The organism is Photorhabdus stackebrandtii, from assembly GCF_011189495.1.
In the GTDB taxonomy this organism is placed as follows: domain Bacteria; phylum Pseudomonadota; class Gammaproteobacteria; order Enterobacterales; family Enterobacteriaceae; genus Photorhabdus; species Photorhabdus khanii.
This window is the reverse complement of sequence record NZ_PUJV01000026.1, coordinates 21583-34059: the sequence shown is the minus strand read 5'-3', so window position 1 is coordinate 34059 and position 12477 is coordinate 21583. Positions and strand designations below refer to the sequence as shown.

At 45.7% G+C, this 12477-nt stretch carries 12 protein-coding genes; 2 read left to right on the top strand and 10 right to left on the bottom strand.

The features are described 5' to 3' along the window. Positions 1-44 precede the first annotated feature (44 nt). The 8 genes from nqrM to C5470_RS17515 all read right to left on the bottom strand — a co-directional run bounded on the left by nqrM (position 45) and on the right by C5470_RS17515 (position 7237). Positions 45-272: a (Na+)-NQR maturation NqrM gene (nqrM, locus tag C5470_RS17550; RefSeq protein WP_036850047.1), complete on the bottom strand. Its 228-nt coding sequence runs from the start codon at positions 270-272 to the stop codon at positions 45-47. Positions 273-287: 15 nt separating this feature from the next. Beyond that, positions 288-1283: an FAD:protein FMN transferase gene (locus C5470_RS17545; protein ID WP_207627036.1), complete on the bottom strand. Its 996-nt coding sequence runs from the start codon at positions 1281-1283 to the stop codon at positions 288-290. A 109-nt stretch (positions 1284-1392) separates the two neighbouring features. Further along, a complete protein-coding gene (nqrF, locus tag C5470_RS17540; protein ID WP_036850041.1) occupies positions 1393-2619 on the bottom strand; it encodes an NADH:ubiquinone reductase (Na(+)-transporting) subunit F in 1227 nt (408 codons plus the stop codon). A 15-nt stretch (positions 2620-2634) separates the two neighbouring features. Then, complete coding sequence (gene nqrE, locus C5470_RS17535; protein ID WP_021322987.1) at positions 2635-3231, bottom strand: NADH:ubiquinone reductase (Na(+)-transporting) subunit E; 597 nt, start codon at positions 3229-3231, stop codon at positions 2635-2637. Between the two features lie 8 nt (positions 3232-3239). Further along, positions 3240-3869, bottom strand: a complete 630-nt coding sequence (locus C5470_RS17530; protein WP_021322988.1) for an NADH:ubiquinone reductase (Na(+)-transporting) subunit D — start codon at positions 3867-3869, stop codon at positions 3240-3242. Further along, the gene (locus C5470_RS17525; protein WP_162524248.1) at positions 3862-4659 is read right to left on the bottom strand and encodes a Na(+)-translocating NADH-quinone reductase subunit C; all 798 of its coding nucleotides are present in this window, start codon (positions 4657-4659) and stop codon (positions 3862-3864) included. Before C5470_RS17525 ends, C5470_RS17530 begins: the two co-directional genes overlap by 8 nt. Continuing rightward, positions 4652-5890 (bottom strand): NADH:ubiquinone reductase (Na(+)-transporting) subunit B, encoded by a 1239-nt coding sequence (locus tag C5470_RS17520; RefSeq protein ID WP_166290972.1) that lies wholly within the window; start codon positions 5888-5890, stop codon positions 4652-4654. Before C5470_RS17520 ends, C5470_RS17525 begins: the two co-directional genes overlap by 8 nt. Before the next feature lie 3 nt (positions 5891-5893). Continuing rightward, positions 5894-7237, bottom strand: a complete 1344-nt coding sequence (locus C5470_RS17515; protein ID WP_166290970.1) for a Na(+)-translocating NADH-quinone reductase subunit A — start codon at positions 7235-7237, stop codon at positions 5894-5896. Positions 7238-7654: 417 nt separating this feature from the next. Here C5470_RS17515 and C5470_RS17510 point away from each other — a divergent pair, with 417 nt between their 5' ends. Then, entirely contained in the window at positions 7655-8389 is a 735-nt protein-coding gene (locus tag C5470_RS17510; RefSeq protein ID WP_036850029.1) for a L,D-transpeptidase family protein, read from the top strand. On the opposite strand, the gene C5470_RS17505 is transcribed toward C5470_RS17510, so the two are convergent. Both C5470_RS17505 and lpcA read right to left on the bottom strand, forming a co-directional pair. Beyond that, complete coding sequence (locus C5470_RS17505) at positions 8360-9127, bottom strand: class II glutamine amidotransferase (RefSeq protein ID WP_166290968.1); 768 nt, start codon at positions 9125-9127, stop codon at positions 8360-8362. The two genes, C5470_RS17510 and C5470_RS17505, sit on opposite strands and share 30 nt — an antisense overlap. Before the next feature lie 24 nt (positions 9128-9151). Further along, the gene (gene lpcA, locus C5470_RS17500) at positions 9152-9733 is read right to left on the bottom strand and encodes a D-sedoheptulose 7-phosphate isomerase (protein WP_132355687.1); all 582 of its coding nucleotides are present in this window, start codon (positions 9731-9733) and stop codon (positions 9152-9154) included. A gap of 254 nt (positions 9734-9987) precedes the next feature. Here lpcA and fadE point away from each other — a divergent pair, with 254 nt between their 5' ends. Beyond that, positions 9988-12423 (top strand): acyl-CoA dehydrogenase FadE, encoded by a 2436-nt coding sequence (gene fadE / locus C5470_RS17495; RefSeq protein WP_166290966.1) that lies wholly within the window; start codon positions 9988-9990, stop codon positions 12421-12423. The last annotated feature ends 54 nt before the right edge of the window (positions 12424-12477 follow it).

The window sequence follows — 12477 nt, the reverse complement described above, 5'->3', positions numbered from 1 at the left end:
CTCAATTAGCATTCAGGAAGGAGAATTCTGCCGATTTGTTAAACTCAGATAATCCGATGCTTCTCTAAATGAACCTGCCGAGCCGCTTCACGCGCCATTCGTTTCCTACGAGTATCACAAGGTTCTGGGCAATCACACACTTTCTCTACCCCAATGCTGCTTAAACCACCACAGCTTCCTTGTATGCTCTTACGTTTAATCATGTAGCCTAGTGACATTCCCGCAAAAACCAGCAGGAAAAAGATGAAAGTTGCAATAAATACGGTCAACACGCCCTTCTCCTCCTCTCATTGATTTTTCTGTAAGTATGGCTCAAAGGCTTTACTGTAACGCTCTTCAAAACCATTTTTTGTTTTTACAACCATAAAAACCGGGATATTCAAGCTTTCTGCAACTTTCAATCCTTTTTCCGGCCCTAACACATTTAACCCGGTAGAAAGCCCATCAGCACTCATGCAAACTGGCGCAACTACAGTAATAGAGACCAGATTATGCGAAATAGGAGCACCTGTTTTTGGATCAATCGTGTGTGAATAGCGCACACCATCTTGTTCAAAATAGTTACGGTAATCGCCAGAAGTGGCAATCGACATATTTCCAGGTGTTATCACTTCCTGAGCACTTTGTTCCATTCCGGTATCAGAAGGCTTTTCAATCGCAATCCGCCATGGCAGATCTTTACCATTATGGCCTGATGTACGAACTTCACCACCAATATCAACCATATAATCGTTGATATTCTGCGATTCCAGATATTCAGCAACAACATCTACACCATAACCTTTAGCAATAGATGACAAATCGACATACAGCTCCGGCACTGTTTTAATCAGATTATTGCCTTCCACCGCCAGTTTCTCAATCCCCGTCAATTCTCGACGTTTTTCCAGTTCACTTTCAGAAGGCGTTTTCGTCACACGGCCTTCAGGGCCAAAACCCCATAAATTAACCAACGGCCCCACCGTTATATCCAATGCACCATCCGTTAATCTATTAATATGGATCGCCTCTTTGACCACTTTTGCTGTCGCCGGCGATACAGGGAATGGCTTATTAATTTCACGACTTTGATTAAAACGACTCAATTCAGAATCAGGGCGATAAGTTGACATCTGGTCGTTAACCTCTTCCAGCAGACGATCAATCTCTTTTTGCAAAATTTCTGGCGAGGGAGCCGACGAGCCAGTGACAAATTTAATGGAGTAATAAGTCCCCATCGTTTGCCCATGAATATTTTGCTGCTCCTGGCCATCACATGCAGCCAACAACAGTACTACAAACATTAACACTATCCAACTACTTATCTTTTTACACACAATTCATTACCCTTTCTGAACCACCAGCGCCCACAAATTGTGGGCGCCAGCATTAAATCAAACCGTTTATGGCCTATCAGCCACCGAAATCATCCAGCATGATGTTTTCATCCTCAACACCAAGATCTTTTAACATCTTGATCACTGCGGCATTCATTACCGGAGGTCCACACATGTAGAATTCGCAATCTTCAGGAGCCGGATGGTCCTTCAAATAGTTTTCAAACAAAACATTGTGGATAAAGCCGGTGTAACCATCCCAGTCGTCTTCAGGCAATGCATCAGATAGAGCCACATTCCAGGTAAAGTTTTCATTTTCAGCCGCCAGCTGATCGAAATCCTCAGTATAGAACATTTCACGTTTAGAACGAGCGCCATACCAAAAGCTGATCTTACGTTTTGAATTCAATCGATTAAGCTGATCAAAAATATGAGAACGCATGGGTGCCATACCCGCACCACCACCGATGAAAATCATTTCCGCATCAGTCTCTTTTGCGAAAAATTCACCGAATGGACCAGAAATAGTCACTTTATCACCGGATTTCAGTGACCAGATATAAGAAGACATCATTCCCGGCGGCGCTTCCGAATCCCTTGGCGGCGGCGTCGCAATCCGAACGTTAAGCATGATAATGCCGTGTTCTTCTGGGTAGTTTGCCATGGAGTAAGCACGAATCGTCGGTTCTTTCACCTCAGAGACAAAACGGAACAAGTTAAATTTATCCCAGTCTTCGCGGTACTCTTCCGGCACGTCATAATCTGCGTAGCGAGCCGTATGTGGTTGAGCCTCAATCTGAATATAGCCACCAGCACGGAAAGGCACGACTTCCCCATCAGGGATTTTCAGTTTTAGCTCTTTGATGAAAGTGGCCTTGTTATCGTTGGAGATAACTTCGCACTCCCATTTCTTAACACCAAATATCTCTTCCGGTAATTTGATTTTCAGGTCCTGTTTTACATTAACCTGACAAGCCAGACGGCAACCCTCTTTCGCTTCACGCTTACTAATGTGGGAAAGCTCTGTTGGCAGAATATCACCACCACCATCTTTAATCTTTACACGGCACTGACCACAAGAGCCACCGCCACCACAGGCAGAAGAGACAAAAATGCCCTGGCTTGATAACATATTCAGCAACTTATCACCGGCAGGAGCGGTAAAGCTCTTTTCCGGATCACCGTTAACTTCAACTTTAATATTCCCGGTGTTAACTAACTTTGATTTTGCGAACAAAATCAGGGCCGTTAGTACCAACACAATCAGGGTAAACATCACTACGCCTAAAATTATTATATCCATGAACGCTTCTCGCCTTTATAACTGCACACCAGAGAAGGACATAAAACCCAATGCCATCAAACCCGTGGTGACAAAGGTGATCCCCAATCCTTTCAGACCTGCCGGAACATCAGCATATTTCATTTTTTCACGGATAGAAGCTAGCAAAACAATTGCCAGCATCCAGCCTATACCTGAACCAAAGCCATACACGATGGATTCAGAAAAGTTATAGTCACGCTGCGCCATGAAAGAAACACCACCAAAAATCGCACAGTTAACCGTAATCAGTGGCAAAAAGATGCCGAGCGCGTTATAGAGTGAAGGGAAATAACGATCAAGGATCATTTCAAGAATCTGCACTAATGCAGCAATCACGCCAATAAACGTAATAAAGTTCAGGAAGCTGAGATCAACCCCTTCAACCAATGCACCGTCACGCAAGACAAAGTTATAAACGAGGTTATTGGCAGGAACAGAGATCCCGAGAACTACCGTTACTGCAATGCCTAAACCAAATGCTGTCGTGACATTTTTCGATACGGCCAAAAAAGTGCACATACCGAGGAAGAAAGCCAACGCCATATTCTCAATAAAAACGGCACGGACAAACAGGCTTATAAAGTGTTCCATGTTGTCAGTTACTCCTTCTCAGCCTGCGCCGGTTTCAAAGTCCTCAGACCCCAAATCAGCATACCAATAATGAAAAACGCGCTAGGTGCTAACAGGAACAAGCCATTAGGCTGATACCAGCCACCATTCTGTACGGATTCCATCACGGTAATACCGAACAATTTGCCGGAGCCAAACAACTCACGCAGAAAACCAACCAGTACCAGAATAACGCCATACCCCAAGCCATTACCGATACCATCCATAAAGCTCTCAATAGGTGGAGACTTCATAGCATAAGCTTCTGCACGCCCCATCACGATACAGTTAGTAATGATAAGACCAACAAATACAGACAACTGCTTGGAAATTTCATAAGCATAAGCCTGTAAAATCTGATCTACCACGATAACCAATGATGCAATAATCGCCATCTGGACAATGATTCGTACACTACCGGGGATGTAATGACGGATCAATGAGATAAAAAAGCTGGAAAATGCGGTAACCAACGTCACGGCGATTGTCATCACCAACGCAGTTTCCAGTTTGGTTGTTACCGCCAGCGCGGAACAGATCCCCAGAACCTGCAATGCAATCGGGTTGTTATCCAATAGTGGTCCGAGAAGGACGCGTTTTATTTCTTTACTATCAGCCATCTTTCAACGCTCCTTCGCGTACTTTTTTCAGGAACGGACCAAAACCGTTATCCCCTAACCAGAAATTAAACATATTCTGCACACCAGCAGAGGTCAGAGTCGCACCGGATAGGCCATCAACACCATAAGGATTATCAGCAGCAGCACCGCCACGGACAATTTTGATCGCCGGATGGCCTTCATCGTTATACAGTTTTTTACCTATCCACTTTTTACGCCATTGTGGATTATCGACCTCACCCCCCAACCCCGGGGTTTCTCCATGTGAATAATAGGTAATCCCGCGGGCAGTTTTGCCATCCACATCAACAGAGATAAAGGCATACATAACAGACCACAGACCAGAACCATAAACCGGCAGAACGATTTCACTGGTTTTACCCTGTTCATCCTTCACCAGATAGATCTCCGCCATATTGGCGCGACGGCGGATTTTCGCCAGATCCTTCTCAGGAGGTAATGCGATACTGGTATCATCACTACGCAACGCATCATTCAGGTTAAACTTGCTATGATTCTTTTCAAGCGTTGCCGTATCCAGATTCAGTAGTTCAGTTTTAATACGGCTTTTGAACGTTTCTTTAAGCTCATCAACACTCATTTTAGGGGTTAATAACCCGGCGACATCGAGAATGTTACGCTGTTTATCCAGCAGTTTTTGTTCCTGTTGCTGAGATTTCAGCCCTACCGCAGAACCTGCTACAACAATTGAACAAACGAGACATAGCACAAAAACAACGATAAACGTTCTGCCGATGCTGTCATTATTTTTTGGTTTATCATTAGCCACGGGCTTTTCTCCGCTTAATATTGGCCTGTACTACCAGATAATCAAACAATGGCGCAAACAGGTTGGCGAACAGAATCGCCAGCATCATGCCTTCCGGGTATGCCGGGTTAACGACCCTGATCAGAACACACATCACACCGATCAGAATGCCGTACCACCATTTACCTTTATCAGTAAATGAGGCGGATACCGGATCTGTTGCCATAAAAATCATACCAAAAGCGAAACCACCCAGAACCATGTGCCAGTACCACGGCATAGCAAACAGCGGGTTAGTGTCTGAACCGATAGCATTAAACAAGTAGGAGGTTGCCATCATACCCAACATGACACCAGCGACAATGCGCCATGCAGCAATGCGGGTAAACAGAATGATCGCACCGCCAATGAAAATCATCAGCGTAGAGACTTCACCAATAGAACCCGGAAGATTGCCAATAAAAGCATCCATCCAGGTAACAGGCTGACCGGTAACTGTATTGACTAATCCCTGACTACCACCGGCAGCCCACTGAGACAACGGAGTCGCACCGGAGAAACCATCAGCCGCCGTCCATACCAAGTCACCTGAAATCTGTGCAGGATAAGCAAAGAACAGAAATGCACGGCCGGCCAGTGCAGGGTTCAGGAAATTACGACCGGTACCGCCGAAGACCTCTTTCGCAATCACAACACCGAATGTAATACCCAACGCTGCCTGCCACAGGGGAATCGTTGGCGGAACAATCAACGCAAACAGAATAGAGGTAACGAAGAATCCCTCGTTAATTTCATGTTTACGGATAACGGCAAACAGGACTTCCCAGAAGCCGCCAACAGCGAATACAACAGCGTAAACAGGTAAGAAGTAGGTTGCACCAAGCAACATTTTGCTGCCCCAACCCGCATCTGGTGTCAGTGATGCGCCAAAGAACTGAGCAACACGATAGTGCCAGTCAGATGCCAGCAGCTGTTGCAGTTCTGCGCCACTGTATAAATGATACAGTGCAGGGATCGCCTGTTGACCAACGTTATACATTCCCCAGAACATTGCCGGGAATACCGCCAGCCATACCGTGATCATCATACGTTTTAGATCGATAGCGTCACGGACATGGGCACGGCCAGAAGTGACTGTACCTGGTGTATAGAAAATCGTCGTTACCGCTTCATACAGCGGGTAATACTTTTCTAATTTTCCCCCGGGCTCAAAGTGGTGCTCAATTTTTTCAAAAAAGTTTTTCAGGCCCATGGATCATCCTTCCTGCTCAATCTTAGTCAGCACTTCACGCAATACCGGACCATATTCATATTTGCCGGGACAGACATAGGTACAAAGTGCCAGGTCTTCCTCATCCAACTCCAGACAACCCAGTGCCTGAGCACTATCGGTATCACCTGCAAGCAGATCCCGCAGCAAATGCGTTGCCATAATATCCAAAGGCATAACACGCTCGTAGTTACCGATTGGCACCATAGAGCGCTCACCGCCATTCATTGTGGTTGAAAAAGCAAAACGCTTATTTTTCAGGAAATGACCAATAGTGGTACGGGTAACAGAAAACTTATCGGCACCCGGCATGATCCAACCAAACAGCTCTTTTTCACGGCCTTCACGTAAAACAGAAACTAAAGTGTGGAAACGGCCGAGATAGTGACGAACTTCATCTGACTGGGTACCACATAATACAGAACCTGAAATAATACGGTTTTCACCCACTTTCAATTGATCCTGAGTCAACTCAAGCAGGTCTGCCCCCAGGCAGGTACGCACAAGACGCGGTTTTTCAACCTGTGGACCTGCCAATGCAATAACACGGTCAGTATAAAGTGTGCCGGTAGTGAATAACTTACCGATAGCAATCACATCCTGATATCCCAAGTACCATACCGTTTTAGTCGCGCTGACGGGTTCAATAAAGTGGATGTGAGTTCCAGCAAGCCCTGCAGGATGTGGACCAGAGAACTGATTATAAGTGATTTGTGCATTATTACCGGCATTCGGCAAGCTTCCTGCACCGTGGCAAACATGAACTTTACCTTCGGTTAATCTGGTCAGCACATTCAGACCATCAACGAAAGCCTGTTCTTCGGTAGCGATAACCACCTGTGGATTTGCAGCCAAGGGCTGGGTATCCATTGCTGTTACAAAAATTGCTTTCGGCGAAGAACCGGGAGCAGGGCTTTGACTGTACGGGCGGGTACGCAGTGCAGTCCATAATCCGGAATCAATCAGATTCTTTTCTGCTTGTTCCCGGGATAACTGAACAAGTTGGCAACGATCATAACGGTCAAAATCAACCTGATCGTCTCCCGTTATTTCAATCACGATTGACTGAAAAACACGTCGCTCACCACGATTGATCGCAACTACCTGCCCACAGGCCGGACTGGTGAAAACTACCCCTGGATTCTTTTTATCTTCAAAAAGAATCTGGCCTTTCTTAACATGCTCACCTTCCTTAACCAACATAGAAGGACGCATTCCAACATACTCATCACCCAGCAGTGCTACATGGCGAATTGTCGGACCGTCTTCTATCACTTGAGCAGGCGCTCCTGCAATCGGGAGGTCGAGTCCTTTTTTAATTTTAATCATAAGATTTGCACAAGTTTATCAATTAAATCATATGCTACAGATTACCTGGTGGTAACATAGCCACTCTATAAAAAACCCCTTAAGTCACGGATCGTGCCCAGGTTATAATTCTCCAATAATTGTTACGATTTTCTTTTAATCTCAGGGCGGTAATTTTAACATCTCCCTTCTTCGACTGTCGGACTAATCAAGTGATTTAGTTCAAGCAAACAGGAATAACTTTGGCCCTAAACCATTAACAGATCGCAAAAAACGAACTATTGTATCACCTTTCCCGACGGCTGATTATTTTTTGATCTCATGATCACTTTGCAGGATAAAGCCATCGTTATTATTTTTTATTCACAAAGTCGATCACTCATGGCAATCTTAAGCTAAATTCCAGGTTAGCCCACGACATCTCTATACGGTAGTCACATGAAAAAAACTGCTACATTTGCTGTAATAACATTGTTGTCTTTTAGTTCACTCCTACCTGTCTACGCTCAGGATACTTTAGTTAAATTTAAGCCAAGCTCCCCCACGCCACCCGGCTCTCCCCTCTTTATCCAAATATTCAAAGAAGAGCGGATACTGGAGCTTTACACTAAAAATAATCATGGAAACTACCAACTGGCTAAAAGCTACCCCATTTGCAATTACTCTGGTGGCCTCGGCCCCAAAACCACAGAAGGTGATTTGAAAAGCCCAGAAGGTTTTTATCGTGTGAAAACCCGTCAGCTCAATCCAAATAGTCGGTATTACCGATCTATTAATCTCGGTTTTCCAAATGAATACGATAAATCCAGAGGCTATTCCGGCAACCATTTAATGATCCACGGCGAGTGTAAATCTGTCGGTTGTTACGCGATGACTAACGGTTACATGGATGAGATCTACCATTATGCAGAAAATGCATTATTGCGCGGACAGTATGAAATTGATATCAGCATTTACCCATTCAGAATGACACCGCAGAATATGTTACGCCACCGCTCATCCTCCCATTATCTGTTTTGGTTGCAATTACAACCGGCCTATGAATATTTTGTCAAAAATAACCGACCAGCAGCAATTAGCGTTATTAATGGTCAATATACGGTTAACGCAACACCTTATAAATCGCCACCTTTGCAGAATCAATCACAATATGCGCTCACCAAGATGAAATAGCGCATAATCACCCGGCGCGATCCGGTTCCAGGACTCATTACCGGTTAAAGGCTGAGTGACAATGACAGAAACGACATCATCTGGCTGAGTGTGCTGCTGGAAATCAATTTCAACATCCTGATCGAGAAGTTTTGCTTTTCCAAACGGTGCCCGACGGGTAATCCAATAAAGGTTGGTTGAACAATATGCCATCACAAAACACCCGTCTGACAGCAACATATTGAATACCCCCTTTTTCCTGAGTTCATCCGCCAGTGAGGCAATAAAACGAAAAACCGCAGGCCAGTTAGAGGGCGTCCTTGGATATTTTTGTGAAAGTTGATGTAAAATCCAGCAAAAAGCATGTTCACTGTCAGTTTGCCCGACTGGGCAATATTGACCGGTTTTAAGCCACCGATAACCCTTAAGTTGCCCATTATGGGCATAGGTCCAATTGCGCCCCCACATCTCACGGATAAAAGGGTGGGTATTTTCCAACGCAACATTACCCCGATTAGCCTGCCGGATATGCGAGATCACCACTCTGGATTTAATCGGATACTCTTGTACAAAACGGGCAACGGGTGAATGGTAACCTGGTTGATGATCTTTAAATGTGCGACAGCCCCGCCCCTCATAAAAAGTGATCCCCCAACCATCTTTATGGGGTCCGGTATGACCGCCACGCTGAATCAGACCACGTAAACTAAAGCAGATATCTGTTGGCACATTTGCACTCATGCCAAGTAACTCACACATTGCCCACCTCTGTAGCCTGTAAAATCAAGCTCTAACCATCTCTTTTTCAATAAGTTGAATCAGGATATGAATCACTTTGATATGAATTTCCTGAATACGATCTGCATAGCCAAAATGCGGCACACGAATTTCCACATCCGCCGTTCCTGCCATTTTACCGCCATCTTTGCCTGTCAGCGTAATCACTTTCATGCCTTTTAAACGGGCAGCTTCAACTGCTTTGATAATATTGCCGGAATTACCGGAAGTGGAGATACCCAGCAAGACATCCCCTGCTTGCCCGACCGCTTCCACATAACGGGAAAAAACGAATTCATAACCAAAATCATTACTGACGCAGGAAAGATGGCTGACATCAGAAATCGCAATCGCCGGATAGCCTGGACGGTTTTCGCGATAACGGCCTGTCAATTCTTCCGCGAAATGCATCGCATCACAGTGCGAACCGCCATTACCACAGGACAATACCTTACCACCCGCTTTAAATGAATCAGCCAGTAATACCGCTGCTTTCTGAATCGCTTCAATATTTGCATCGTGACTTAAAAACTTTGCCAGCGTATCCGCGGCTTCACTCAATTCACTACGGATCAGATCTTGATACATAAGCTCCTCACTTCAGTCAGGTAATCTTTAATGTTATGCCGGATGGCAGTTTACCGGATCAAGGGCCTTGAAAGAAGACAACATCACATTTCTGGGAAATTAATCCGCTTCCGATTACCACGAGTTTGTGAGCTGCATTGTAATTAAGATGTAAATATATTGATAAAAACAAATTACTGGTCTAAAAAGAGAAGAAGAACACAACAGGTCAGACCTCTGATGACTTACCCTGAGATTAACCAGGAGCTTTTATTATGACCACATTGAGTATCATTCTATTCTTAGTATTGCTTGGGATACTTTGTTATCACAAAGTCAATCTCAGCCTCAGCAGCCTACTGCTCCTTGTCTATACCGTCTTGATGGGCGCTATTGATGCATGGAGCTACTGGATGTTGCTACCCATGGCCATCATTCTGTTCACGCTGAATTTTTCGCCAATTCGTCATTCCTTGCTCACCGTTCCGGCATTAAAAGCCTTCCGTAAAGTGATGCCAAGTCTGTCCCGCACGGAAAAAGAAGCCCTTGATGCCGGTACTACCTGGTGGGAAGGTGATCTGTTCCGGGGCAAACCTGACTGGAAAAAATTGCATGACTATCCAAAGCCTCAGTTAACCGCTGAAGAACAAGCGTTTTTGGATGGACCGGTAGAAGAAGCCTGCCGCATGACCAATGATTTCCAGATAAGCCATGAACTTGCTGATTTACCACCTGAGTTATGGAACTACCTGAAAGAACACCGCTTCTTTGCCATGATTATTAAAAAAGAGTATGGCGGTCTGGAATTCTCAGCCTATGCACAAGCACGGGTATTGCAAAAACTGGCAGGTACTTCCGGCATTCTGGCCATCACCGTAGGTGTACCTAACTCTCTTGGCCCAGGTGAACTATTACAGCATTATGGCACCGACGAGCAAAAAAACCGTTATTTACCCGGACTGGCCCGTGGTGAAGAGATCCCTTGTTTCGCTCTGACCAGCCCGGAAGCCGGTTCAGATGCCGGCGCTATCCCGGATACAGGCGTAGTTTGTATGGGAGAATGGCAAGGCGAACAAATTCTGGGTATGCGTCTGACTTGGAACAAACGTTATATTACCCTTGCCCCTATCGCCACCGTACTTGGTCTGGCTTTTAAACTCTCTGACCCTGACCATTTACTGGGCGATACAACAGAATTAGGCATTACCTGTGCCTTGATCCCGACAAATGTACCAGGAGTAGAAATTGGTCATCGCCATTTCCCGCTGAACATTCCATTCCAGAATGGCCCGACTCGCGGTAAAGATATTTTTGTGCCAATCGACTATATCATTGGTGGACCGAAAATGGCCGGACAAGGCTGGCGTATGCTGGTTGAATGTCTGTCTGTTGGCCGAGGTATCACCCTGCCATCAAATGCAACAGGTGGTTTGAAAAGCGTTGCCATGGCGATTGGCGCATACGCTTATATTCGCCGTCAGTTCAAAATGCCAATTGGTAAAATGGAAGGGATTGAAGAGCCACTGGCACGTATTGCCGGTAACGCCTATCTGATGGATGCCGCTTCAACGCTTGCTACAACAGGTATCATGCTGGGCGAGAAACCCTCCGTGCTATCGGCTATTGTGAAATATCATTGTACTCACAGAGGCCAGCGCTCAGTTATTGATGCAATGGATATTGCCGGTGGTAAAGGTATTTGCCTTGGCCCATCCAACTTCCTTGCCCGCGCTTATCAGGGCGCACCTATCGCCATTACCGTTGAAGGCGCCAATATTCTGACCCGCAACATGATTATTTATGGTCAGGGAGCTATTCGCTGTCATCCTTATGTACTTGATGAAATGGCCGCTGCTGAAAATAACCGTATTAAAGATTTTGATAAGGCACTGTTTAGCCACCTCGGTCACGTTGCCAGTAACCTGTTACGCAGCTTCTGGCTTGGCCTGACCAATGGCCGCACCAGCAGCACACCGGTTAATGATGCAACCCGCCGTTATTATCAACAATTAAACCGTCAGAGTGCCAACCTAGCTCTGTTATCAGATGTGGCAATGGGGGTATTAGGTGGCAGCCTGAAACGCCGTGAACGTGTTTCTGCCCGTCTTGGGGATGTTTTGAGTCAAACGTATCTGGCTTCAGCGACCTTGAAACGTTATGAAGATGAAGGTCGTCAGAAAGAAGATTTACCGCTGGTACACTGGGCCGTTAAGGATAGCCTGTATCAGGCAGAACAGGCGATAGACAGCTTACTGCGTAATTTCCCAAACCGTCTGGTTGCAGGTCTGATGCGCGTTATTGTTTTCCCATTAGGACGTGTGCATTCAGCGCCATCTGACCATTTGGATCACAAGCTGGCACAGCTCTTACAACAGCCTTCAGCTACCCGTGATCGTATTGGCCGTGGTCAATATCTGACACCAAGCGAACATAACCCTCACGGATTATTGGAAGAAGCTCTGCACGACATTATTGCTGCAGAACCGATCCATGCCCGTCTGAGCCGCGAAGCTGGCAAACGTCTTGGCTTTACTGGCCTGGATAAACTGGCAGAACGGGCGCTGGCAGAACGTAAGATCACGCCAGAAGAGGCTGAAATTCTTAAACGTGCCGAAGCAAACCGTTTACGTTCTATTAATGTCGATGAGTTTGAACCGGAGGCGCTGGCTGTTCCTATTCTGGACAAAAAACCAAAAACGAAAGCGGCCTGATGCTGACAACTAAAGAATGGATGTAATCACGGGGCGATACCTTGGGGTATCGCC